Below are 24,690 nucleotides of genomic sequence, written 5' to 3'. Positions count from 1 at the left end.
TTACTAAACGGTGTCAAGACGTTTCTTCAGCCGTTGCTGTCAGGGGCGGTTCTTGAAGGACTCGACCTTCCCTGGGTTTCTTTCAATGACGGGGCCGAGGATGTCATCGATCCTCAGGAGCATTTCCTGGTTGAGTTTGACTCCTGCGGCCCGGACATTGTCAACGAGCTGCTCGGGCCGGGATGCTCCCACGATGGCTGCCGAGACGTTGGGGTTTTGCAGTACCCATGCGACCGCGAAGGCTGCCATGGACAGTCCGGTCTCTTCGGCCAGGGGCTTCAGTTTCTGGACGCGGGTGAGGATGTCCTCGTTGAGAAAGCGGTGGTCATTCTTCAGCTCGCCGTTGTCGCCTCGGAAGCGGGAGCCGTGTGGGGGCGCCGCGCCGGGGGTGTACTTGCCGGTGAGGACTCCCTGGGCGAGCGGGGACCAGCAGATCTGGCCAATGCCCAGTTCTTCGCTCAGGGGAACGATCTCCTGCTCGATGACGCGCCACAGCATGGAATACTGCGGCTGGTTGGAGATGAGCTGGACCCCAAGGTCCTTGGCAAGGGCAACACCGGCTCGTATCTCGTCCGTCGTCCACTCTGACACCCCTATATAGTGTGCTTTCCCCGCCCGGACAATATCGGCAAAAGCATGCATGGTCTCTTCCAGCGGAGTCTCGTAGTCGTACCTGTGCGCCTGGTACAGGTCGACGTAGTCAGTCTGGAGCCGGCGCAGCGAGGAGTTAATGGACTCCATGACGTGTTTGCGGGACAGGCCGCGGTCGTTCCGGCCGTCCCCGGTGGGGAAGTAGGCCTTGGTAAAGATCTCCACGCTCTCACGGCGTGTTCCCTTGAGCGCCACACCCAAAGCTTCCTCCGCCCGGGTTCCAGCATAGGCATCGGCAGTGTCGAAGGTGGTGATGCCCAACTCCAGTGCCTGTTTGACGCATTCCGTCGCAGCGGCCTGGTCGATCTGCTCGCCGTGGGTGACCCAGTTTCCGTAGGCGATTTCACTGATGTACAGGCCGGAGGTTCCCAGTTTGCGGTATTCCATTAGGCATCAGCCTTTTCGAAGTTGGTGAGTTGGAGCACTGCGTCGGCTGTGCCGCCGGTGGAGTAGAGAGTGAGGGAAGTTTGGGCTGGATCCGGGAAGATCAGTTCGGTCACCGAGACGAGCCCATCGTTCGCGAAGACCTCCACGGAGCAGTGGTCGACAAAGATCTGCAGGGTGTAGTTGCCGTCCTTGGCTGCGGCAATGGGGGCGCGGCTGGTAGAGGGGAAGGCTTCGTGGAAGTCGGTGTCGCCGGAGTGGGTGCGGTCCACGATCAGGTCGCCGCTGCCGCGGTGGATCCCGATCCGTGTCCCGACCGTGCCGTCCGCTGGCCCTCTGACCACGACGCCGAATTCCTCGGCGTCCCCAGGGGAAAAGGTGATGTCAATAAGCTGTACTGCTGTGCCGCCCTCAACAGTTGCGGGGCCGTTCAGTGCCAGCCGCTGCTCGGGACCGGGTGTCGAAGTTGCCCTCACTTCCGGTACGGGGTGCTGCAGGAGCCGGGGTTGCCCGTTCACGGAAACGAGGGACACGTCCCGGACCAGGCTCATGGGGCTGCGCCAGGGCGAGGTGGGGATGTGGTTGGCATACTGCCAGTTGTTCATCCAGCCGATCATCAGCCGCCGGCCATCCGGGACGTTGCTGAACGAGACCGCGGCGTAGTAGTCCCGGCCCCAGTCCAGCCACTGGTAGTCGGGTACGCGCTCAGGGTCCTGCATCCCCTCGGTGAGGGTTGTCTCGGAGCTGAACGTGACGCCGTCGAACTCTCCCACAAAGTACTGCCCTGCGGACCCGCAGTTGGGGCCGCCGGGGTTCATGTTCACGGTCAGGACCCATTTCATGGCTGAGGAGTCACCGTCCAGGGGCAGCTCAAAGAGGTCCGGGCATTCCCAGATCCCGCCGGTGGCGTTGGCCGGGCCGAAGGTGCTGAGATATTCCCAGATCTTGAGGTCCTGTGAGCGGTAGAGCAGGACGGTGAAATCATGGGCTTCCACCGCCACCATGACCCAATAGCTGCCCGAAGGGCCGTCGTAGCGGAAGACTTTGGGGTCCCGGAATTCCGGCGAGTTTCGGGTCAGGACCGGGTTGCCGGCGTATTTGGTCCATGAGTATCCGCCGTCCGTGCTCCACGCGAGGGACTGCGCCTGCGTGCCCTCGTGGAGGGAGCCCGGCTTGTACGCGCTGGTGTAGATGGCCACTAGGGGAGCCTTACCGTCCGCGCCGAATCCGCTGGTGTTTTCGGCGTCCACCACAATGCTGCCGGAGTAGATTTCCTCGACGTCATCGCAGGGAATCGCTACCGGTTGCTCCGTCCAGCTGACCAGGTCAGTAGAAGTCGCATGGCCCCAGGACATGTTGGCGTGGACGTTTCCGAAGGGGTTGTTCTGGTAGTACAGGTGGTAGGTGCCCTCGTGGAAGACAAGCCCGTTCGGATCGTTGAGCCACGTGTCTTTGGCGGCGAAGTGCATTGCCGGCCTGTAGGTCTCAACGGTGGTGGTAACGCTGTTCATTCTTCTCTTTTCATGGCCGGCTGAGGTCCTCGGACCTGTGGAGCGGGCGTGTGTTGGCGTAAAGGGACCACTGCGAAATCAACTGGCTGCAATTGCAGGAGTCGGGGTGCTCTCAGGTTCATCGCGTGGGGTGAGCGCCTGGCGAAGCAATGCCTGAGTAGTTCCGTGCCCGGCTTTGGGAGGCGGTGTCCGCCATTGGATACTCCAGAAGTCTTCGTTGAACTGGACGTTGGCTGCTAGTGGTTTGCGCTTATCGGTAGTAACTCGCGTTACCTTGTTGCGTGATCTAAGTTACCCGCGTTAGTTGGTTGGTGTCAAAGGTTTTTTAACTCGTCCGCCGTCGCCCACTACATGGAGGGTTTCGTTCAATGACGGGGCTGAGGGCGAGGATGATGCTGGCGGGGACGATTTCCCGGCCCACACGCCGCGCGCAGATTAGCTGGGGATGCTGGCCTGCTGCAGCCATGCCGACAGTTCGCCGGCGGTAGGCGGAGCTGCGCCTTTTCGGCTGACCGTGATTGCAGCTGCGGCGGCAGCAGTTCGGCCGAGTCTTTCCTGGGCCTGGGGCGTCAGTCCGTGTGTTCCGCGCGCGAGGAGCCCGTAAATGAGGGCGGCCATGTATGAGTCCCCTGCTCCGATGGTGTCGACGACCGGTGAGGGGAATGCCGGTACGTGCACACTGCCGTGAGGAGTCATCAGGAGTGATCCGTCTGCACCCAGTGTGGTGACCACCATCCCGGGCCCGAGGCGGAGGATTCGCTTGCCAGCCTCCTCTGCCGTCAATTCTGGGTAAAGCCAGGCGGCGTCCTCATTGCTGAGTTTGATGACCTGTGCAAACGCCGCCAGATCCTCGAACGTCGACCGTGCCTCCCATACGGAGCCCAGCAGAGCCGGCCTGATGTTTGGGTCGTAGGTGATAAGACACCGCCGGTGAGCCTGTGCAATGAGTTCCCTCACCACCGATGCTCCGGGCGCCAGGAAGGAAGCGAGGGATCCCGCGTGCAGGATTTGCGGCAGGAAGTGCCGAGCGATCCTTGAAGGGTCCCAGCTGATGTCGAAGTGGTAGGACGCGGACCCATCGGTGGACAAAGTGGCGGTTGCGGTGGCCGTCGGGCTGTCGCGGTGTGCACCGGGCAAGAGTTCGACGCCGGCGCTGTTCAGGTGGGCGGCGATCGCGCGCCCCCGGGGATCTTGGCCAATCGACGTGTGGAAGCTGGTTTGGATCCCCAGGCGACCCAGCCCGTAGGCCACGTTTGCCGGTGAGCCGCCCGGGTGTTCGGAGACTCCTTCCGGTGAGTTGACGACGTCTATCAGGGCCTCGCCGACCACAAGGACGTCAGGGCCGTGCGGTTGTTTGGTGCAGGTGTTCATGTTTCAGGCGAGCGGCGTCAGCTGCAGGGAAGCGGCGGCTGTTCCGCCGGTCGAGTAGAGCGCCAGCGAGGTCGCGGAGGGGTCAGGGAAGATCAGTTCGGTCAGCGTCACGAGCCCGTCCTGCGCAAAGATCTCAACGGAGCAGTGGTCGATGAAGATCTGCAGGGAGTAGGTCCCATTGGGACCCGGCTGGATTGGTGCGGTGCTGACGGAGGGGAAGGCGTCGTGGAATCCAGTGTCGCCGGAGTTGGTGCGGTCCACAAGGAGTTCGCCGGATACCGGACGGATGCCAATCCTGGTAGCGCCACCATCCTCGCCGCCCCTGACCGCAACGCCGTATTCTTCCGCTGTTCCCGGAGTGAAGGTGACCTGTATCTGCTGGACGGCCGTGCCGCCGTCGACCGCAACCGTCCCGTCCAGTTGCAGCTGCTGAGCGGGAACGGGAACCGAATTGGCGGTGTATTCGGCGGCGGGTTGCTGGACCAGCCGCGGCTGTCCGTTGACGAAGGTGAGGGTGACGTCGCGGACGAGGCTCATGGGGCTGCGCCAGGGCGAGGTGGGGATGTGGTTGGCGTACTGCCAGTTGTTCATCCAGCCGATCATCAGCCGCCGGCCGTCCGGGACGTTGCTGAAGGAGACTGCTGCGTAGTAGTCCCGGCCCCAGTCCAGCCACTGGTAGTCGGGTACGCGCTCAGGGTCCTGCATCCCCTCGGTGAGGGTTGTCTCGGAGCTGAACGTGACGCCGTCGAACTCTCCCACAAAGTACTGCCCTGCGGACCCGCAGTTGGGGCCGCCGGGGTTCATGTTCACGGTCAGGACCCATCGGGTGTTCCCGGCGTCGCCGTCCAGGGGAAGTTCGAAGAGATCCGGGCATTCCCAGATGCCTCCTGTGCCGTTCGCGGGCCCGAAGGTGCTGAGGTACTCCCAGGTCTTCAGGTTGTCGGAACGGTAGAGGAGGACAGCGTAGTCGTGGGCTTCGACGGCGGCCATCACCCAGTAGCTGCCTGCGGGGCCTTCATAGCGGAAGACCTTGGGGTCACGGAACTCGGGGGAGTCACGCGTGAGTACGGGGTTGCCGGCGTATTTGGTCCATGAGTAGCCGCCGTCTGTACTCCAGGCGAGGGACTGTGCCTGGATGCCGGGGTGGGCTGAGGCCGGCTTGTAGGCGCTGGTGTAGATGGCTACCAGCGGGGCCGTGCCGTCGTTGCCGAAACCGGAGGTGTTCCCGTGGTCCACCACGATGCTCCCGGAGAAGATCTCTTCAGTGTCATCGCATGGGATGGCCACCGACTGCTCTTCCCAGTTCACCAGGTCTGTGGATGTTGCGTGTCCCCAGGACATGTTGCTGTGGACGTTCCCGAACGGGTTGTTCTGGTAGTAGAGGTGGTAGGTGCCTTCGTGGAAGACCAGGCCGTTTGGGTCGTTGAGCCAGGTGTCCCTGGCCGTATAGTGCATGGCCGGGCGGAAGGTCTCAAGGGTGGACGTGACAGTGTTCATGGGTCTCTTTCGTGATGCCGCCGGCCGGGGCGGCGCAGGCTGGGGTGCCGGGCGCGGAGTCCGCGCCCGGCACCGGGAGGGAAAGCCGGGGGCTTAGGAGTTGCTCTTGTACCGGTCGTAGGCCTGCTGGTAGACCTCGACCATCTTGTCCACTCCGATGTTCTTAAGCTGTGAGACGTAGCCGTCCCATTCGTTCTCAATGCCGCCGGACACGATCCATTTGGCCGTTGACTGCTTGACGATGGTGGCGGCGTCGGACTCGATGGTGCTGATCTGCTGGATTTCCTCATTGGACAGCGGGACCGGCGGGTACCCGTCGTTGGCGGCGAAGGGCTTGTAGTTCTCCTGGACCGTCTTCTGACGCTCGGCGGCGCGGGGTTCGGGCGCTACGACGTTCTTGAAGTTTTCAGCGGTGTTGGCTTTGGGACCGCCCGGGGCGACCTTTTGCCGGCGTTCGCCTTCGCTGGTGCCCGCCGGTGCCGGGATCTGGGTGAGCAGCCCGGTGGCGGGGTCCTTTTGCAGGGTTTCGCCGATGGGTCCCCAGTTGGCCTGGGCGGACTGGATGGGTTCGTAGAGGTGGTCCGCCCAGCGGATGGTCGCGGCGGGATACTTGTCCGCCCGCGTCACGGCGAAGGCGCCGCGCGCGATCTCCTGGTTGTTGGACTGGCTGGCCCGCCGCTTGCCGTCCACTCCTTCCAGGACCGGCAGCAGCTTGTAGTCGGAGGCGCGATCGGCACCGACCATTTCCTTGATCTCCCACCAGACGAATGACCCGAGGTTTTCCGTTCCGGCTTTGCCCTTGGCCAGGTAGGCCTTGTCGTCCTGGGAGAAGGACTCCGGATCGATCAGTCCTTCCTGGTACCACTGGTGCAGGGTCTGGAGGGCCTTCTTGTAACCGTCCTGGGTGGCGGTGTAGCTAACCTTGCCGTCCTGGACGATCCTGTGGTCCATGTTGTCCGGAACGCCGCCGAGTGCGGCGATCAGGTCCACGATGTCCCCGCACCATGAGCCAGGCATGAAGCTCAGTGGGATCGTCTTGCCGGTGCCGGATGCGTCGCGGTTCTTGAAGGCCAGCAGGGCGTCGTGGAGTTCGTTGACGGTTTTGGGCATCGGGATGCCCAGCTTGTCCAGCCAGGCGGTGTTGATGGCCATTTCGTTGGGGAACTGGACCAGGCCGAGCTCCTCGATGGAGGGGAGGGAGTAGATGTGCCCGTCGGAGGAGGTGATGGCTGCCTTGATGTCGGGCCTGTCCGCGAGCAGCTTTGAGAGGTTGGGGGCATTCGTCTCGATCAGTCCTTCCAGCGGGATGAGGGTGCCGCTGGCCGAGTAGGTGGCGATTTCGGCGTCGGTCAGGCCGCTGTTGAAGAAGGCGTCAGGAAGGTCGCCGCTGGCAAGGATGAGGTTCTTCTTTTCCTTGAACACGGTTTCGGGAAGGTTCTGCCATTCGATGTGGACGTTGGTGTCCTTTTCCCATTGCTGCACCAGGGACATGGTGTTGTAGTCGGGGGCAAGTGCTGTTTTAGTTCCGGAGAACTTGAGTGTCAGGGTGTCCTTGACGATCGGCAGTCCTGACTGTTGGAAGCCGAAGTCCGCGGAGGAATCCTTGATCTCCGCAGTGCCCTTGGAGTTGCCTGAGCAGGCGGTGAACAGCATCGTTCCTGCCATCAGGGCGCCGGCGACGGCGAGTTTACGGCTGGTTGCCATGGGTTTTCCTTTGCTTGGGTGGAGGGGAGGAGTACGACGGCGGTGCGGGGCAACGGCGTCGAGAATTGGTTTTGCGGGGTGTCAGCTTTTGACGGCACCGATCATGGTGCCCTTGGTGAAGTGCTTCTGCATGAACGGCAGGGCGATCATCAGCGGGAGGCTGGAGACCACGATCATGGCGTATTTGGTCAGTTCGGCGATCCGCTGGGCGGCAGCGTAGGACTGGATGTCCGCGCCGGTGGTGCCGGTGGAGGAGACGTCCGACTGGATCAGGATGTTCCGCAGGACCAGTTGCAGGGGGTACTTGGTGTCATCGTTGAGGAAGATCAGGGCGTCGAAGAACGAGTTCCAGTGGGCCACCACGTGGACCATGATCATCAGCATGATGAGCGGCTTGGACAGTGGCAGGACCATCCTGAAAAAGAAGGTGAAGTCGTTGGCGCCGTCCATTTGGGCGGCTTCGCGCAGTTCACCGGGGATGGTGTGTTCGAAGAACGAGCGGGCGATGATGAGGTTCCATACGCCCACTGCGCCCGGCAGGACAACGGCCCAGACCGTGTCCAGCATGCCCAGGTCGCGGACCACCAGGTATTTGGTGATGAGGCCGCCGTCGAAGAACATGGTGACCACAAAGAGCAGCATCAGGATCTTCCGGCCCGGCATGTCTTTCCGGGACAGGGCGTAGGCGCCGCACAGGATGGTGCTCACGCTGATGGCAGTCCCCAGCACGGTGTACACCAGGGTGTTGCCGAGGCCGTTCCAGATCCGGCTGTCGGCGAGTATGCGCTGGTAGCCTTCCAGCGTCACGCCGGAGGGGACCAGCCACACTTTGCCTTCATAGACGGCATTCGGGTCGCTGACGGAGGCGATGACGATGAAGTACAGCGGATAGACCACCGCGATGATGGACAGGGTCAGGATGGTGATGGCCGTGATGTTGAAGGCTTTGTCCGCCCACTTTTCGCGGAAAGGGACGGGCCGCCCGGAGGCTGGCCCATTCGTTCCAGGCCTGGTTCGTTTGGCAGGGGCCGGAGTGGACAGGGGTTCGGTATGGAGGGTCATAGCGGCATCACCAGAGGGTTGCTTGGTTGGCCCGGCGTGCTACCCAGTTGAAGGTCAGCAGCAGCACGAGGTTGAGGACGGAATTGAACAGGCCGATGGCGGCCGAGTAGCTGAACTGCGCCTGCTGCAGGCCTGCGTGGTAGACGTAGGTCTGGATGATTTCCGACGCCGGGAGGTTCAGGTTGGTCTGCATCAGCAGGGCCTTCTCAAAACCGACGTTGAGCAAATTGCCGATGGCCAGGATGAACAGGACCGTGACCACGGGCATGATGCCCGGGAGGTCGATGTGCCGGATACGCTGCAGTTTGGAGGCGCCGTCAACCTTGGCTGCGTCATGCAGCGCAGGGTCGATGCCGGAGAGCGCAGCAAGGTAGACGATCATGGAGAATCCGGCGTTCTGCCAGACATCCGAGATCACATAGATCGGCCGGAACCACTCGGCCGAACCCATGAAGAAGATGGGCTCGCCGCCGGCCAGCTGGATGGCGTTGTTGACCAGGCCCGACCGTGGAGACAGCAGCACGAACATCATTCCCACCACCACCACCGTGGAGATGAACGCCGGCGAGTACAGCACGGTCTGCGTGAACTTCTTGAACCGTTCGCTCTGCAGCTGGTTGACCAGCAGGGCCAGGACAATCGGGATGGGGAAGGCCACCACCAGGCCGAGGACCGCGATCCAGAGGGTATTCCCCACAACCTGGCCGAACTGGTATGAGTTGACGAACCTGATGAAGTGCTGGAGCCCCACCCACGGACTTCCTGTGAAGCCGTCAACCGGGTTGTAGTTGCGGAAGGCGATCTGCACTCCGTACATCGGCCAGTACTTGAAGACCGCGATATAGATGAGGGCCGGGGTTAGTAATACGTATAACTGCCAAGACCGGGCGATTTTCTTCAGCCGCAGTGGCAGGGGAGTGCGGCGCGTTGGTCCAGCCGGTGGAGCCGGCGGCGCTGCCGGTGTGGATCGAGCCAGGATGCGGCTCATGGCTTCTCCTTGGGATGAGTCACTGAGTTTCTTTCGATCAGGGGGCAGGTGATGAATTCCACCTGGCCGTCGGGTTCGGCGCCTTGCAGGATGAGGTCCACGGCGCGGCGTCCCATCTCCACGAACGGCAGCTCAAGGGTGGTGAGGCCGGGCCGCAGGTGCGGGGCGAGGGTTTCCTGGTTGTCGAAGCCGATGATGGATAGGTCACGCGGAATCGAAAGGTGCAGTTCCTGGGCGGCCTGGTAGGCGCCCCAGGCGGTACGGTCGTTGGCGCAGAAGATGGCGGTGGGCGGCTCCGCAGCCGTAAGCAGCTCGATGGCGTGGGTGAAGCCATCCTCTTCGTTGCCCCTGCCGAAGCGCACCAGCTCCGGCTGAACGCCATGCCCCGCTTCGTTCATGGCCTGGGTGTAGCCTCGAAAGCGTCCGACGGCGGCGGGGAGTTCGCTTTCCAGGGTTTCGATGTTGATCATCGCCACCCGGGTGTGGCCGGCGTCCAGCAGATGCCGGGTAGCCGTGAGGCCCCCCAATTCCTCGTCGGGAGCCACGCTGTGCAGGCGGCCCCTTCGGTCCTGGGAGTTCAGCACCACGGAAGGGACGTCCATCAGCGCCTCAGGCACGTCCAGGCGGCGGTGGTACATGCCCGCATACACCACCCCAGCCACCTTGTAGCTGAGCATGGAGTCCAGCGACGCTGCCTCGAGGGCCTTGTTTCCGCCGGTGTTCATGGTAAGCAGGAGCAGGCCGTCTTCCCATGCCCGTTCCTGTGCGCCTTCGATGATCTTTCCGGCGAACGGAGCGGTGGCCACGGCATCCCCGAGGAATCCGATGATTCCAGACACGCCGTCACGCAAGGTTTTGGCATGGGCGTTAGTGCGGTAGCCGAGCTTCTGGACGGCATCCTGCACCCGTTTTCGTGTGTCGTCCGAAAAGCGTGAGCCGGAAGCCGAATTCAGGACCAGGGAGACAGTTGCCTGCGAGACACCCGCTTCCGCCGCCACGTCGTGCATGGTTGGGCCTGAGTGTGAGCGGGGTCGTGCCATGGGCACCTCCTTGGGCCGGTCGTTATTCGTATCAGTTATTCGTATAACTGGATTGCTGTAAAACTGTAACCTGCGCCATATTGAGCCGTCAAGGGATTGCGGTGGATGCCTGGTAGACGAATTCGCTGTTGCTTGCGTTGGTTTGCCGATGAAGAGTCGTCCTGGCGGGTGATGCCGTGTTCGGCGAGGACAAGGTAGGTTCCTGCACGCTAAAGAGGAAAGCCGCCTCCATGGGGTCGGCTCGTGATCCGCCAGTGCGGCTCCGGAGGGAGATGTTCCACTCCGCGGTCTCCTTGAGTAGTTCGGCGGGATCCGCTGTGTCCGTGGTACCGGTGGCGCTGATGCGTCCGGGATTCTTGTGGTGATCTCCTGCAGGATCCAGCGGTTGCCTTCCGAATCATGGAATGATGCGTAGGAGGCATGCGATCGGCCGCCGGGATCTGTCCTGGGGCCCGTCCTTCGTCTGCGATGTGGAAACCACCGCCGAGGCTGATGTGGAAACCACCGCCGAGGCTGATGTGGAAACCACCGCCGAGGCTACCGTTTGGCGACTTGGAAGACCTCGCCCGGTCCATCGCCGTACTCCATCAGGGCAGTGCGGGCGGGCGTCGGTGTCATCGACCACCAGGAGCAGTCCGTCGAGACTGCCGGGTTGGGCGGAGGTGACCTGGGTGCCGAAGAGGACAGGGCGTCTGACCCGGGGGTCAGTTGCATCAGGCGGTACCCATTGCCGTCGTCGAGGTCTGCATCGATTCTCCAGCCCAGCCCCGCGTAGAAGCCCTTGGCCCGGGAGAAGTCGGCGAGGGGATGACCACCGCTTCAACCCGGCACGCCACGGGCGGGGCTTGGATGGCCGTTGTGCTGCTTGGATGTGTCGGGTTCACTGATGCTCCTGTTGTGTGGTGATTGTTCTTGGGGGTTGCTTTTTCAGGCGGCGGGGGCTGCCGGGGTGAGGGCGCTTGCGGTATCGCGCCGTTGGCGGACCAGTTGGATGACGACCGCCGGGACGGCGAAGGCCACGATGGCCGCTGCGTACCACTGGAAGGTCGGTACCGGTCCGAGGATGGGTACAAGCTGCCCGGCGATGATGACAGGAAGACCGAAGGCCAAGTACGCGACCGTGTAGATGCCGGAGAAGACGCCGGCACGCTGGTGCGGCTGGATGTGCGGGGCGATCAGGCGGACCTGCCCCCCGAATGAGGCACCGAAGCCGGTCCCGCCGAGTACGGCACCGATCCAGACGGCGGCGAGCCAGGTTTGATTCACGCCGATGAGGACCACGATGACCCCGATCAGCGTGAGGGACGTACCGATGATGGTGGCCTGCCTGGCGGGGTGCCGGTTGAAGGTGAAACTTGAGACGGCAGCGGCGAAAGGACCTAGAAATGCGGTGAACCCTGCGACCAGTCCGCCGTCCAGGGCGAAATGGAGGCGGAGGATCGCAGGTGAGAGTCCAAGGAAGAAGGCCGGGAACATCCAGCCCGCGACGTGCACCGGGACGCCGGCAGCGAACTCGCTGCGGAGCGCTGCGGGCACGCCAATGCGGGGGATGAGGGAGCGTAGTGCGCCGGGCCACTTCGGAGTTGTTTCGGACGTGAAGCCCACGAACACAAGGCCCAGCGCCATGATTGCCGTAAGGGCACTAAATATCACGGTGTTGGCGTCGGAAGTGAATTGAACGGCAGCGCCGGTCACGAGCGCCCCGACACCCAGGCCGCCGGCAACGGAACCCGCAGCCAGGCCCCCGGCGAACTTCTTGAATCGGGCAGGTGCCTGCTCCGTAATGGCAGCACTGAAGGCGCTGGTCGCCAGGCCCGTGGCGATGCCTTGAAGGATGCGGGCACCGATGACCCACGTGATGCTTGGAGCGAGTACGAATCCAATCATCGCAGCGAGTTCAGCAGCAAGAGCAGCGAGCATGACGGGACGACGGCCCACGTGATCGGACAGCGAACCAGCCCCGAGCAGCGCCGCCAACAGGCCTATGGCGTACGCGGAAAAAGCGATGCCAAGGGTGCCAGTTGAAAAGTGCCACTCCTGCTGGCGCAGCGAGAGGAGTGGGGTCGGTGCACCGGCAGCGAAAAAGAACGCTGCGAATACTGCGGCGAGCCCGGGGAAGGCGAGACGCGCGGACATTTTCTTGGGGAACAGGGTGGAAACTCCTTAGACAGATTGGTCTAACACTTCCAGTTAGACAGATCTGTACAAAGCTGTCAAGCGCTGTTTAGACCGATCTGTCTGATATGGTGGATGTATGGCCTCTGCACGGGTTTCGGCACGACAACGCCTCTTGGATGCGGCTGACAAGCTGTTCTATTCCGAGGGAGTCCATACCGTCGGTATTGACCGGCTCATTGAAGAGGCCGGGGTTGCAAAGGGATCGCTGTTCTACAACTTCACGGGCAAGGACGACGTTGTTGCCGCTTATCTTGCCGGCCGGGACCACCGGCGGCGCGACCGGATCGCTCGCCATCAGTTGGGCCTTGAGGACCCGATTGATAAGCTGCTGGCCGTCTTTGATGCCTTGGAGGAGGCAGTTCTCGCCCCGGGCTACAGGGGCTGCGCATTCGCCAACGCCAATGCCGAGGCACTCCCGGACAGCGTCGAAGCCAAGGCCTTGCGTGCCTTCCGCGACTGGCTCGCCGGCACCCTCCTGGCGTTGGCGGAAGAAGCAGGCTTTAGGGACCCCGCCGATGTCGCCGCCCGCATCTGCCTGCTCTACGACGGAGCGGTCGCGAACTCGCAACTCGACAAGCACCCGGACGCCGTCCGGATCGCCAAGGAACTCGCCCGCCTGGTCCTCGACACCTCACCCCGGGGTTAACCGTCGGGCCGGCGCAGCGGACACTGACAGCTTTGTTTCGCGAACCCATGCACACCAACACCGTCGGGGTGGCACGGACTTGTTTCTCGTCCATCTCTGGGGGAGATGCCGACCCGGACCCGGGATGATGTCGCCCAGGCTAGTTTCACTGAAGACAATCTATTTTCCCTCCCGTCCGAATTGAGTAAGCATTCTTACCAATGGGTGGCCAATCAGTGTCCTCGAGCTCGTTGAAGTGGCACAGCGCCTGGCCACGCCGTCGCGCTTCGGTGGCGACCCGGACCGCGCCGTTACGGTGGTAGTTCCGGCCCTTCCTGGGCTTTGCTTCTCCCCCCAGCGACCGACTTTGGACGAGCAAACGCATAAACTCTGGCACCACCTGATGACCGTCATCTCGGCCTCCAGCAGTACGCGGCGCATGGTGGTGATCTCGGCGCCGGAATCACCTCGCGGCTCGGGCAGGCGTATCGTGGCGCCGTCACAGGTATCCATCTCTTGGCGGTCGCTGCCCCGCTTCACATCGACGAGGCGACAGTTACCGGTGAGGAGCGGGAGCATCTAGACAAGGTTCAGGCGTGGATCGCAGCCGAGGGCGCCTAGCAGCATCAGCAGCAGACCCGGCCCCTCACCGTCGCCCCAGCGCTGTCGGATTCGCCCGCAGGGCCTTGCAACCCCACCACGCAGCTGGGCGGAGCGGACGCGGTGTACTCGTCGCACACGGGTGGCAGAAACAACTCGGGTGGTTCGGCGGCGGCGGTATTGAGGAGACCAGCAAGGGCATGGATGCCATGGGCTTCCGTCCTGCGAAGACCAGTGACCTCCGGTGGACCGGACTCAGCACAGCGCCCCTTGACGACCGAGGACCGTCGGCAGAGAGTGGCACATGTGAAGCGTGTGGCTCTTCGGGAGTATCTGGCGAGCGCACTGTGGGCGATGCCGACATGCGCCGTCGTGCTCGCGCTCATCGCGGGGGCGAGCCTTTCCGCTGTGCAGATCGACAAGACGTCGCCTCTTGCAGTCCTCCTCTTCCAGGGGACATCCGATGACGCCCGGAACCTGCTCGTGAGCATCGCCAGCACGATGGTCACGGTCATCGCCCTCGTCCTGGGACTTACCGTGGTGGCCCTGCAGCTCGCGTCGACGCAGTTCAGCCCTCGGCTCCTGCGGAATTTCCTCCGCGACATCCCCAACCAGCTGACCCTGAGCGCCTTCGTCGCGACCTTCGCGTACAGCACGGCGGGGCTCTACACGGTGGGCATCGCAGGCGGCCAACGCATCGAGGAGTACCCCCGACTCGCCGTTAGCGGCGCGCTGATGCTGCTGTTCGTGAGCATGGTGATGCTCGTGTTCTTCGTCCACCATCTATCGCATTCGATCCAGGTGGACCAAGTCATGAAGGGCGTCGAGACGGCGACGCTGAAGGTGATCGAGCAGTCATACGTCCCCGGCGACCCTGGGATCCCCATGCCGGACGTGCCGCAGGGTGCCACCGCCCTGCCGGCACCGGCATCGGGATACGTCCAGGCTTTCCATGTCGGGCCATTCGTCGGTGCACTCGCGGAGCGGGGCCTGAAGGCACTGATGGTGCCCATGGTGGGCCGGCACGTGGTTGCCGGAGCACCCATCGCCTGGGTATGGGACGTCGCTGACGGCAGCGGGAGACCGTATGTGCCCGAGGCTTCCGCCCCGCTTCGGCGTGCACTAGCGCAGAGTGTACGCATCGGCTACGAACGGACCCTGGAGCAGGACGTCGCGTTCGGGATCCGACAGCTCGCGGACGTCGCGTCGAAGGCGCTCTCGCCAGCTATTAATGACCCATACACGGCGAACCAGGCGGTCGACCATCTGGGCACGATCCTCGCCGCGCTTACACTCAGGCAGCACGGCCCGCGAGCAGTGACAGACGCCCAAGGTACGGTCAGGCTCCACATCCCGGCCCGCGACTTCGCCTATCTCGTCGATCTGGCCCTCGGACAGGTTCGGCGTTACGGATCGAACGAACCCCGCGTCGTCAGGGCGTTGCTGCGGGTGTGCCGTGATCTCGCCTGGTTCGGAGACGCCGCGCACCGCGCCGTCGTTCGGCAGTATGTGCAGACCCTTATGAGCGACGTAACCCGGCTCGTGGCGCAGCCAGCCGATCGCGACCCCCTGCTGGAGGAGGGCGCAGCGGTCCTTGACCTCTTCGACATGGCGGACGGCCCTCCGGGCACCTCTTAACTCCATCCTCCTCCCGCCGCAGGGACGGCCGGAGAGCGGAGGCAGCCAGTGGCCTGGTGCCACGCTATTTCAAGTTCAACGCAGGAAGGTCAGAGGGCACGAAGAAGGCGCGCCCCGTTCGCTGAGCGCGCGCCCTTCCCGTATAGAACTGTTACTCCTTGAAGGCATCCTTGACCTTTCAATGCCGGCCAATTTCGCCATGCAAAACAATTACATGGGACGCGAAGCCTGCCAGCCATAAGCCACATCGGGGCATGCGGGAACGGCATCGTGGTGCTCTACGCCTCGATCACTCGGCCGGCTCGATATGCTCAGGTCCGTTGTTACGGACGCTGTTTACCCTCGTGCTGACAACTCGGGGTGTCAGGGTTGGCTCCGGCAGAGCCCAGCAGGTGCTCTGCCACTCAAAGTATCCGTCAGCTGGCAGGATTGCCCTTCGTTTGACCGCCGCTTTGCGGAAAGACGGCTTCTCCAGTTCACTGCGGGCATTGATCAGCTTTTTGCCGATCTTGATGTCTTTCGCCCAAGAGGGGACCAGACCCCAGTGGGCCACGAGCAGATGCCGCTCGATGGAGCCCTCGTCCAGGCGCTCAGCCACGATATGCACGCTCTGTGTCGGCGCCACATTCCAGCTCGGAGGAGGCGGGTCACCTTCTACCTCTTTGGCATCAAAGTAGCTCAGAAGGTCGCCGGTGGCCTTGGATATCACGTATCTGCCGCACATGACGCCATTGTGCCTGAAGGCTGTGGTCAGTAGGCGTCGAAGCGAACCAACAATATTTGTGCCACCTTTCAGAAGTGCATACGGGCTCTCCCTGGCCGTTCATGACCGAATCGTTCCGCCTGCTGCGGGCGTACCTGCCGTTCGGTGCGAGTGAGTCCTGATTGGAGCAGTTAGGCCCCAGCGGTTCTGTCCAGGGCCTAACTGATATTCGGATATGTCACGCGTTGAACAGGTCAGGTAGCTGTTTCGCTTAGTGGAGGGCACCTCACTTCGCCTATAGGTTCAGCACCAGAAATAACGACTTTTTGAGATTCACAGACACGTTCAGAAAGCAGAAAGCAATCGCTCAAGTTGTGGCAGACGTGAGAGGGCTAGGTCATGGACGGTGCTTCCAACACTACTCCTGCCGGAAAGCCTGAGGGTGCCCAGGATTGCAGGGCCGTCAACAGGAGAACCAATCCCATGCCGATCGAGTACTACTTGGGTCAGGCGGTGGTGATAGGGCCGGGCCGGTTAGACTCGTTTCATGCGCACAACCTCGGCACGAGGCCCCGACGCCGCTGGGAGCGAGCGCGTACTTATCCTGTCAGCAGGGGTAGGAGCGGGGCACAACAGCGCCGCGGCGGCGCTGCGGCAGGCGTGTGCCGCGCGCGCCGACATTGCTGAGGTGCAGGTGCTCGACGTGCTGCAGGTGAGCAGCGTGCTCTACCGCTCACTGCTGGGCAAGGGTTACTTCGTCCTGGTCAAGGACTTGCCCTGGCTGGTCGAGTGGGGCTACGACATCAACGACCGTCCGTTCCGGCGCCGGGTCCCAGTTGATCCCTGGACACGGGTAAACGCTCTTCCGGTGATCGGTGCGATCAAGCGATTCCGGCCGACCGCAATCCTGTGCACGCACTTCCTGCCAGCCCAACTGCTGGCGTCGCTGCTCCTTCGCGGCGTGATTGACGCGCGGACCGCCGTCGTCATGACCGACTACGACTTCCAGGGCCTATGGCTTACGGGGGCGTTCCATGCGCTCTTCCTGGCCAGGGAAGAGGGCAGGGTGGAGCTGATAGCGCTGGGTTTGCCCCCCGACCGCGTCGCGGCCACGGGCATCCCGATCGCCAGCCAGCTGGATGTAGCGCCTGTGCGCGATGTAAACGAGCCCCCGATGCTGCTGATCTCGGCGGGCGCGACTGGCGGAGACTATGCCGTCTCGGTCGTGCGGCAGACGCTGCACATGCGCTCATCCTTCACGGCCACGGTTCTGTGCGGACGCAACGATGCCCTGCGGCAGCGTATCGAACAGCTAGTGGCGCCCGCTGGCGACCGCTACCGCGTTCTCGGCTTCACGGCGGAGATGCCCGAGTTGCTGCGCCGCGCCGACCTGTTTGTGGGCAAGCCGGGCGGTCTGGCGGCGGCGGAGTGCATGGCTGCAGGGCTGCCCATGGTGCTTGTGAATCCCATTCCGGGGCAGGAGGTTCGCAACGGGGATTACCTGATGGAGCAGGGGGCGGCGGTCCGTTGCAACACTCCCGCGACGATCGGTTGGAAGATCGACGAGCTGCTGCGGGAGCCGGGCCGCCTGCAGCGGATGCAGGCGGCGGCGCGGAGAACGGGCCGCCCTGACGCTGCGGCGGACGTGCTGACCGGGCTGTTGGACGGCCCGTCCCGTCCCCTCGTCGTGACACGCGCAGCGCAAAAGACAATCCTCGCCGAGAGCGAGCGGCGAGTCGTTTCGACCGATCTGACGGGACCTTCGTCGCTTGTCAGCATGATCGATTCGGCGGCGGGCAGCACGGTCGCGCTGCTGCGAGCCGAGGAGCTGGGAGATCTGCAGAAGTGGTACGCCACCCCGAACGGGGGTCTGCTACTGCGGCGCGGTCACGCGCTCAGGTCGCTCAGATGGGAGGAGCGGCGGCTGCTCCGCGCCATTCTGCGCGGGGACAACGAGCTGCACGTCCGTGTCGAAGGGCCCTCGCCACCGCCTCGCATCCGCCCCTCCCGGTCGCCAGCAGCGGCAAAGAGCCAGGCAGTCGACCCCGAATCAAAAAGCTGAACAGCGAACAGCCGGCTTCGTTTCCGGCTGTGTCGGGTTGGTTCGGGATGGCCAGCACCGGTGCAAGGGCCGGGGGAGCGGGCACAACAAGACTTTGCTGATTGTGGTGGGAAACTTCCTCGGACGGCTACTTTCTTCGGCGCGGGAGATGGGGCACCTGTCTGTCCTGCCAAAGTTTGCTTCCATCCGGCGGGGACGAGCCGGTAGAAAGACTGAGGAGCAGCGCTTAGCGCTTCCCGTACTTGCGGTGGACGGCTTGTTTGCTTACGCCCAGGCACAGGGCAATGGCTTCCCAAGAAAGGCCGGCCTGCCGGGCCTTCCTGACCAGGGACGCTTCGGTGCGCCCAACCTCCTTCTGCAGCTCAGCGACCGCGCGCAACGCGTCAGCGGGGCCCTTGCCGTCCATTGATGCAACCAATGTCTTCATCCGGTCCACCTCCATGCGTCAACATTAGTTGACGGAAATCGCCAGCGTCAACATTTATTGACAATTCACAAGGTCCTGCAGACGGGTGTGAAGTCAGCAGTCCTCCAATACTCACGGGACAGCCACATGCCCCAGCCTCACCCGGACCAGTCTGAAACGGCTGGGGCTCGTCCCCATGAACTCGCGTCCCGCCGGCGATGCCGTCCGGGGGAGTTCCATCCAGGTCTTCATGCGGTCGACGTCGCTCCAGTCCGTTGTCGAGGATGTGCGGGATGACGCCCTGCCACTCCTGCCGATGGCCCTTTCATGAGCCCTGGCGGCGGCGTATCGTCTATTCCGCCGGGAACGGTCGTAGCCGTCAGAGGAGCGGACATGGCTGGATGGAATGCGGACACAGCGGCGGGGCCGGTGGGGGCGGGAACCGTAACGCTGGTGGAAGGCTCATGTTTCTGCATCTCCGCCGCCAACGGCGACATCCATTCGGAACTTCCCCACGGTGTATTCCACGAGGACACCCGGATCCTGTCCGAGTGGAGCATGACAGTGAACGGCCAGTCGCTTGAGCCGCTGGCCGCGGAAACGAAAGAACCCTACCGGGCACTGTTCATCGGCCGCGTTCCGCGCGGGGACGGATACGCGGACAGCCCTCTGATCGTGGAGCGCCTGCGGGAAGTCGCTGACGGCGTGATAGAGGAAATCACCATTCGCAACTACTCCGGAAACCCTGTGGAGTGCAGCGTCTCCGTTGGCGTCGATTCGGATTTCGCGGACCTGTTCGAGGTGAAGGAGGCGAGGGTCCAGCGGCGCTGGGAGGTCGTCCGTGGAGCCGACGGTGATTCCCTGATTATCAGCGCGGCATGGCAGGACCTGCGGAAGGCTGTCCTGGTGCGGGGACGCGGGGCCGTGGCCACCGCCGGCGCACTAACGTACCAGGCGGTGGTGCCCGCTTACGGCCACTGGACAACGCGGCTAAGCGTTGCACCGGCCGGGCAAAAGGACGTTTCACGCCCTGTCCGGCACGGCACCTCACAGAGTGATCGGCGGCACCAGGAATGGGTCGCGAAGATACCCAGGCTGCAGATGACCAACCGGTCCATCGAACGGACGCTGCGGCGCAGCTACGACGACCTCGGCGCACTTCGGATCGAGGACCCTGCGTATCCGGAGCGGATTGTGGTGGCCGCAGGAGCGCCATGGTTCATGACCCTTTTTGGGCGTGACTCGCTGTGGGCTTCAGAAATGGCCCTGCCTGTGGATCCGTCACTGGCTCTTGGCACCCTGCAGACCCTGGCTGACCGCCAGGGCAACGTGGTGGACCCGGTGAGTGAGGAGGAACCCGGGAAGATCCTCCACGAGGTACGGCTTGGGGTATCTTCCGGGCTGGCTCTGGGCGGAAAGTCGGTCTATTACGGCAGCGTGGACGCCACTCCGCAGTTCGTGATGACTTTGGCCTCCGTCAGCCGGTGGGGTTTCGCGAAGGAAACCATTGCGGCACTGCTGCCCAACGCGGACCGCGCTCTGGACTGGGTTCGGAACTACGGCGATAAGGACGGCGACGGCTTCGTCGAGTACTGCCGCCTCAATGACCACGGCCTGCTAAACCAGGGGTGGAAGGACTCGTGGGACGGTATCAACTTCGCTGACGGCACCCTTGCCGAGCCGCCGATAGCCCTTTGCGAGGTGCAGGCGCTGGTGTACTCCGCGCTGCAGGCACGGGCGTGGATGGCGTACGACGCCGGCGACGCGGGTTTGGCCGCGCAGCTCACCGATGAGGCGGCGGCGCTGAAGAAGAGGTTCAACGAGGCGTTTTGGCTGCCGGAACGCGGCTACTTCGCGGTAGCGCTGGACGGCAGGAAACGCCCGGTGGATGCCTGCGCCTCAAACATGGGCCAGTGCCTGTGGCACGGCATCATTGATGATGACAAGGTGCCGATGGTGGCCGAGCGGCTGATGTCGCCTGAAATGTTCAGTGGATGGGGCGTGCGGACCCTTGCCACAAACATGGGCGCCTACAATCCGGCAAGCTACCACAACGGGTCTGTTTGGCCCCACGACAATGCCATTATCGCGGCGGGCCTCATGCGCTACGGCTTCGTGGAGGAGGCGCAACGGATCGCCACGGCCCTGCTTGAAGCGGCGGACTACTCCGACGGGCGGCTCCCGGAACTGTTCTGCGGATTCAGCCGGGAACAGGTGGCCGAACCGGTGCCGTACCCCACGGCCTGCTCACCCCAGGCGTGGGCGGCCACCACACCCATCATGCTGATCACCAGCCTGATGCGGTACGACGCCCACGTGTCGCGGGGCGGCTTCTGGATGGACCCTGCTCTGCCGGCATCCTACGGGGATCTGCACATTACCAATGCGCCCCTTGCCGGGGGCCGGATCACCATTGACATCACCCCCTCGGGCCCATCGGTGCAGGGCCTGCCGGAGGGCATCACTTTCCACCGCGAACACCGGCCGTGGCTGAGCGAGCTCATTTCGCAGGCCGGACTCGACGCCAAAAGCTAAGCGTCCAGCCGGCGTCGTCTTTCAAGCTCCGGTGTCAGCTCCAGCCGAGGCCCGGGCCCCAAATGATTCTTGGCACGCAGGTATCATCGGCGCAGGAGCCCTCCCACGCAGATGCCCGGGAAAGGCTGGGCCGGCGGCGGTTAGAGGGCAGCATCCTGTCTCAAAGCTGCCACGGCCGCCGGCCCTGTCCCCATTCAAGGTCCTGCCCCCAACAAGCGGGACCTTGACGTCCGTCAGTGACGCCCACCTCATTCTGGCTTAGAGGGAATACCAGTGCTGGTTTTGGGCTTGTTCCCAGTGAGGCGCCGACGGTTGGCTGCCTCGTTCGAAAGGACCCTCTTGCCCACTGCTTTCATTCCCTTCACTATGCGCGCCTCGGTCCGAGACGACCACCGGCGCACCTTCCGCACCGACATCGAGCGGATGACCGACGGACATCTCCGGTGGACGCCGCTGGACGTTATCAAGTCAACGAACACCCAGGCCCTGTTCCGCGGGGCTGCGCCGAAAGGCCCGCACACCGCGACCGATGCGAGCCTCACCCAGTACCTTCAGGACCGCCTCATGGCCGAGAACATCCACCTGGATCTCAGCGTCCGCATCGATCGTTAGGCGCATCTGGGGAGCCTCGGACCATTGCTGGTCCGAGGCTTTGTTGTCCCCTTGATTCGACGGTGCCAAGACAGTCAGAATAGGTCTTTGTTCAGTTGTGCAGGGCTGCAGAGCCTGCTCCCACAGGCACAGTCCGTCGGGGCGAAACCGGGCTGGTCTCCATTTCCCGCAGCATCTCCACCGAAACCGCTTTGCCAGTGAAGAGGCGTGCCATGTATGGCGCACTCCGTTCAGTGTGCGCGCCCTTCCCGTTGCGTTTGTCACTGCTTCGAGCGTCCGAAACGACCCTGCCTGCCCACCGTAACGGCGTGGAGGGTATCCAAGGGCAGGAGCCCTTCCAGGGTGAGCACCATGCCCGGGTTTGGCCCCTCCGGGCTGGGCCTGTGGGAGCATGCGGACGGATGCTCGAAGGAGTCGCGGCACGAAGGAAGGGGCTCATTCTGGGGATACCGGACCATAGCAGTCAGCAGCGCTGACGGGAGCTACCAGGCGGCGATGACAGTCACAACGCCATCACTGCCCACCGAACTCGAAGACCCGTCCACCGGGAACAGGCGTGACCTCCTGGACAGCCAGATCGAGTCCTCCCTGAACGAGACCCTTGACCGGCTCTGCATGTCAGCCAGATGAGAAAGTGCCTGCTGTTCAAGGCTTGGTTTGAACACAGCACAGATGGACGATCCGGCGGAATGAGCCATCGCGACGGGCGGGACGCCTGGGAATCCCGTGGCTTCGGGAAGGCCCGAAACCAGGTGACTAATGGCTCTGTTCGCCCGTCGGTGACCGCGCAAAGCTGGAATGAACGGCAGGGATTGAAGGGGCGGGTCCGGGGATGATGTACGGATGGTATGGCGACTGGGGTGTGGGCGGTTGGATTGTCATGGCCCTGATGATGCTGCTGTTCTGGGGTGGTGTGGTGACGGTCGTGATTCTTCTGGTCCGCGGCGGACGCCAGGGGCACGGGGGATACTACGGGTCTGCTCATGATGAGGCTGAGCGGATCCTGAATGAACGTTTCGCGCGGGGGGAAATCGACGCCACCGAGCTGAATGAACGCCGGGCTGCTCTCCGACGCAGGCCGTGAAGACACTCTCCCGCAGCACGCAGATCCTGATCGGGGCTATCGCGACAGTACTGCTGACCGCGTTGTCCATGACGGGGATCGCGCTGCTGGGCTGTGGCCCGAATCCGGGCGGAGCAGGGAATCCCGGCACCACCCGCTGCGCGGCGCCGAGTTTCGCCGGCACCGTCGTGAACGTCACCACCATCGACAGGGGCGGGACCATGATGGCCGGTCCCAGAATGATGCGCGGCAGCATGCGCCTGACCGCGGACCGGGCCACCGTGGCCCACGGCCAAGTGTCCTTCCTGGTCGTCAACGCCGGCACCATTCCCCATGAAATGCTGGTCGTCCCCGTGGCGGGCACCCAGAGCGCAGGAACGCGCCCCGTGGGCCGGGACGGAAGAGCCGACGAGGCCGGCAGCCTGGGCGAGGCCTCCGCTGCCTGCGCCGAAGGTGAAGGAGAGGGGATCCTGCCGTCCACGAGCGGCTGGGTCACGCTTGACCTGCCGCCCGGGCGGTATGAACTGTTCTGTAATCTCCCGGGCCACTACTGGGCAGGGATGTACACGGAGCTCACCGTCACCTGAACCGGCCGGAGAACCGCAGGCGGCGGGGAGCGATACCGGACAGGGGGAGCAGGTCCGCCGGTGACGAACCGGCGGACCTCACGAGGTAGCCTGCCCAGGCAGCCCGCTTCCTGCCCGGATCTAGTTGCTGAGGTAGCCGTTCGGGTCCAGGACGTACTTTGTGGCCGCTCCGGCATCGAATTCCGCGTACCCCCGCGGTGCATCATCGAGCGCTATGGCTGTGGCGTTGACCGCCTTGGCGATCTGGATCTTGTCATGCAGAATCGCCATCATCAGTTGCCGGTTGTACTTCATCACCGGGCACTGGCCGGTCGCGAAGGAGAGGGACTTTGCCCAGCCAGTGCCCAGGGACAGGGACAGTGAACCCTTCTGGGCCGCCTCGTCCGCGGCGCCCGGGTCTCCTGTGACGTAAAGGCCGGGAATGCCCACGGACCCGCCGGCGGCGGTGAGGTCCATCAACGAATTGAGCACGGTGGCCGGCGCCTCCTTGGCGCCATGCCCGTGCCCCCGGGCCTCGAAACCGACTGCGTCAATACCGGCATCGACCTCCCGAACGCCGAGGATCTGCTCGACCTGGTCGGCCGGGTCGCCGTTGGCCACGTTGACGGTTTCGCAGCCAAAGGATCGGGCCTGGGCGAGACGATCCTCATTGAGGTCCCCTACGATGACCACGGCGGCCCCCAGCAGCTGGGCGCTTGCCGCCGCGGCAAGTCCTACGGGTCCGGCCCCGGCAACATAGACGGTTGACCCGACGCCGACACCTGCCGTGACGGCGCCGTGAAATCCGGTGGGGAGGATGTCGGAGAGCATGGTCAGGTCCAGGATCTTCTCCAGGGCCTGGTCGCGGTCGGGGAACCGCAACAGATTCCAGTCGGCATAAGGGACCAGGACGTACTCCGCCTGCCCTCCGACCCAGCCGCCCATGTCGACGTAGCCGTAAGCGGATCCTGGGCGGTCCGGGTTCACGTTCAGGCAGATCCCGGTCTTGCGCTCCTTACAGTTCCGGCAGCGCCCGCAGGAGATGTTGAACGGGACCGAGACGATGTCCCCGACCTTGATGAACTCGACGTCGGGCCCGGTCTCGATGACTTCCCCGGTGATCTCGTGACCCAGGACCAGGCCGGCCGGGGCGGTCGTGCGGCCGCGAACCATGTGCTGGTCCGACCCGCAGATGTTGGTGCTCACGGTGCGCAGGATGACGCCGTGCGGGACCTTCCGGCCGACGTTGACGGGATTGACTCCGGGGCCGGCCTTCAGTTCAAAGGTGGGGTAGGGGGTATCGATGATTTCGACAATCCCGGGTGCCTTGTACGCAACGGCTTTGTTGGCTGACATGGGCATGGCTCCTATGATTGGTGTTCGAATTGGCACGGAAGGCCTGACGCCGGCTGCATCAGACCTTCCGTGGGGCAAGAGTTGTCAGTTTTCGTGAAGCAAGGGGGGTGGATTGAGGTGCCGGGAGGGCCGGACCGA

21 protein-coding genes are annotated in these 24,690 nt (G+C 63.6%); 9 read left to right on the top strand and 12 right to left on the bottom strand.

All coding sequences use genetic code 11. From position 1 onward, the window contains the following. Window positions 1–39: 39 nt before the first annotated feature. The 9 genes from AC6JAM_RS19905 to AC6JAM_RS19865 form a co-directional block, all read right to left on the bottom strand. Complete coding sequence (locus AC6JAM_RS19905; RefSeq protein WP_497935640.1) at window positions 40–1,038, bottom strand: aldo/keto reductase family protein; 999 nt, start codon at window positions 1,036–1,038, stop codon at window positions 40–42. Continuing rightward, complete coding sequence (locus AC6JAM_RS19900; RefSeq protein WP_268003069.1) at window positions 1,038–2,546, bottom strand: glycoside hydrolase family 32 protein; 1,509 nt, start codon at window positions 2,544–2,546, stop codon at window positions 1,038–1,040. The genes AC6JAM_RS19905 and AC6JAM_RS19900 overlap by 1 nt, the downstream gene beginning before the upstream one ends. A 435-nt stretch (window positions 2,547–2,981) precedes the next feature. Then, complete coding sequence (locus AC6JAM_RS19895; protein ID WP_268003070.1) at window positions 2,982–3,917, bottom strand: carbohydrate kinase family protein; 936 nt, start codon at window positions 3,915–3,917, stop codon at window positions 2,982–2,984. A gap of 3 nt (window positions 3,918–3,920) precedes the next feature. Further along, complete coding sequence (locus AC6JAM_RS19890; RefSeq protein ID WP_268003071.1) at window positions 3,921–5,414, bottom strand: glycoside hydrolase family 32 protein; 1,494 nt, start codon at window positions 5,412–5,414, stop codon at window positions 3,921–3,923. Between the two features lie 93 nt (window positions 5,415–5,507). Then, the gene (locus tag AC6JAM_RS19885; protein WP_478221810.1) at window positions 5,508–7,118 is read right to left on the bottom strand and encodes an ABC transporter substrate-binding protein; all 1,611 of its coding nucleotides are present in this window, start codon (window positions 7,116–7,118) and stop codon (window positions 5,508–5,510) included. An 81-nt stretch (window positions 7,119–7,199) separates the two neighbouring features. After that, the gene (locus AC6JAM_RS19880; RefSeq protein ID WP_268003074.1) at window positions 7,200–8,180 is read right to left on the bottom strand and encodes a carbohydrate ABC transporter permease; all 981 of its coding nucleotides are present in this window, start codon (window positions 8,178–8,180) and stop codon (window positions 7,200–7,202) included. A gap of 7 nt (window positions 8,181–8,187) precedes the next feature. Further along, complete coding sequence (locus AC6JAM_RS19875; RefSeq protein WP_268003075.1) at window positions 8,188–9,168, bottom strand: ABC transporter permease; 981 nt, start codon at window positions 9,166–9,168, stop codon at window positions 8,188–8,190. Continuing rightward, window positions 9,165–10,208 (bottom strand): LacI family DNA-binding transcriptional regulator, encoded by a 1,044-nt coding sequence (locus AC6JAM_RS19870; RefSeq protein WP_268003076.1) that lies wholly within the window; start codon window positions 10,206–10,208, stop codon window positions 9,165–9,167. Before AC6JAM_RS19870 ends, AC6JAM_RS19875 begins: the two co-directional genes overlap by 4 nt. A gap of 927 nt (window positions 10,209–11,135) precedes the next feature. Then, on the bottom strand, window positions 11,136–12,344 hold the full coding sequence (locus AC6JAM_RS19865) for an MFS transporter (protein ID WP_497935636.1): 1,209 nt from the start codon (window positions 12,342–12,344) through the stop codon (window positions 11,136–11,138). Window positions 12,345–12,462: 118 nt separating this feature from the next. Between AC6JAM_RS19865 and AC6JAM_RS19860 the strand changes: the two genes are divergently transcribed. Both AC6JAM_RS19860 and AC6JAM_RS19855 read left to right on the top strand, forming a co-directional pair. Continuing rightward, window positions 12,463–13,032 (top strand): TetR/AcrR family transcriptional regulator, encoded by a 570-nt coding sequence (locus AC6JAM_RS19860; protein WP_056390089.1) that lies wholly within the window; start codon window positions 12,463–12,465, stop codon window positions 13,030–13,032. An 876-nt stretch (window positions 13,033–13,908) separates the two neighbouring features. Then, entirely contained in the window at window positions 13,909–15,249 is a 1,341-nt protein-coding gene (locus AC6JAM_RS19855) for a DUF2254 domain-containing protein (RefSeq protein WP_478221808.1), read from the top strand. 289 nt (window positions 15,250–15,538) lie between these two features. Here AC6JAM_RS19855 and AC6JAM_RS19850 read toward each other — a convergent pair whose 3' ends face one another. Continuing rightward, on the bottom strand, window positions 15,539–15,973 hold the full coding sequence (locus AC6JAM_RS19850) for an SOS response-associated peptidase (RefSeq protein WP_223994984.1): 435 nt from the start codon (window positions 15,971–15,973) through the stop codon (window positions 15,539–15,541). A 526-nt stretch (window positions 15,974–16,499) separates the two neighbouring features. Between AC6JAM_RS19850 and AC6JAM_RS19845 the strand changes: the two genes are divergently transcribed. Next, window positions 16,500–18,014: an MGDG synthase family glycosyltransferase gene (locus AC6JAM_RS19845; RefSeq protein ID WP_018771054.1), complete on the top strand. Its 1,515-nt coding sequence runs from the start codon at window positions 16,500–16,502 to the stop codon at window positions 18,012–18,014. A gap of 226 nt (window positions 18,015–18,240) precedes the next feature. Here the strand turns inward: AC6JAM_RS19845 and AC6JAM_RS19840 are convergent, their stop codons facing one another. After that, the gene (locus AC6JAM_RS19840) at window positions 18,241–18,456 is read right to left on the bottom strand and encodes a death domain-containing protein (RefSeq protein ID WP_018771053.1); all 216 of its coding nucleotides are present in this window, start codon (window positions 18,454–18,456) and stop codon (window positions 18,241–18,243) included. Between the two features lie 160 nt (window positions 18,457–18,616). Here AC6JAM_RS19840 and AC6JAM_RS19835 point away from each other — a divergent pair, with 160 nt between their 5' ends. From AC6JAM_RS19835 to AC6JAM_RS19810, 6 genes are all read left to right on the top strand, one after another. After that, on the top strand, window positions 18,617–18,751 hold the full coding sequence (locus AC6JAM_RS19835) for a hypothetical protein (protein ID WP_261377330.1): 135 nt from the start codon (window positions 18,617–18,619) through the stop codon (window positions 18,749–18,751). 62 nt (window positions 18,752–18,813) lie between these two features. After that, complete coding sequence (locus AC6JAM_RS19830; RefSeq protein ID WP_018771051.1) at window positions 18,814–20,955, top strand: amylo-alpha-1,6-glucosidase; 2,142 nt, start codon at window positions 18,814–18,816, stop codon at window positions 20,953–20,955. 339 nt (window positions 20,956–21,294) lie between these two features. After that, a complete protein-coding gene (locus AC6JAM_RS19825) occupies window positions 21,295–21,567 on the top strand; it encodes a hypothetical protein (protein WP_497935628.1) in 273 nt (90 codons plus the stop codon). Window positions 21,568–21,909: 342 nt separating this feature from the next. After that, on the top strand, window positions 21,910–22,197 hold the full coding sequence (locus tag AC6JAM_RS19820) for a hypothetical protein (RefSeq protein WP_497935627.1): 288 nt from the start codon (window positions 21,910–21,912) through the stop codon (window positions 22,195–22,197). 202 nt (window positions 22,198–22,399) lie between these two features. Beyond that, entirely contained in the window at window positions 22,400–22,651 is a 252-nt protein-coding gene (locus AC6JAM_RS19815) for an SHOCT domain-containing protein (RefSeq protein ID WP_018771032.1), read from the top strand. Beyond that, window positions 22,648–23,217 (top strand): sulfocyanin-like copper-binding protein, encoded by a 570-nt coding sequence (locus tag AC6JAM_RS19810; RefSeq protein WP_497935625.1) that lies wholly within the window; start codon window positions 22,648–22,650, stop codon window positions 23,215–23,217. Before AC6JAM_RS19815 ends, AC6JAM_RS19810 begins: the two co-directional genes overlap by 4 nt. Window positions 23,218–23,337: 120 nt before the next feature. On the opposite strand, the gene fdhA is transcribed toward AC6JAM_RS19810, so the two are convergent. Then, window positions 23,338–24,552, bottom strand: a complete 1,215-nt coding sequence (fdhA, locus tag AC6JAM_RS19805) for a formaldehyde dehydrogenase, glutathione-independent (RefSeq protein WP_018771030.1) — start codon at window positions 24,550–24,552, stop codon at window positions 23,338–23,340. Window positions 24,553–24,690 lie beyond the last annotated feature (138 nt).

It is taken from the genome of Arthrobacter sp. GmRoot5-12 (assembly GCF_059739365.1).
The sequence above is the reverse complement of the archived record's forward strand: the minus strand, read 5'-3'. Positions and strand labels throughout refer to the sequence as shown.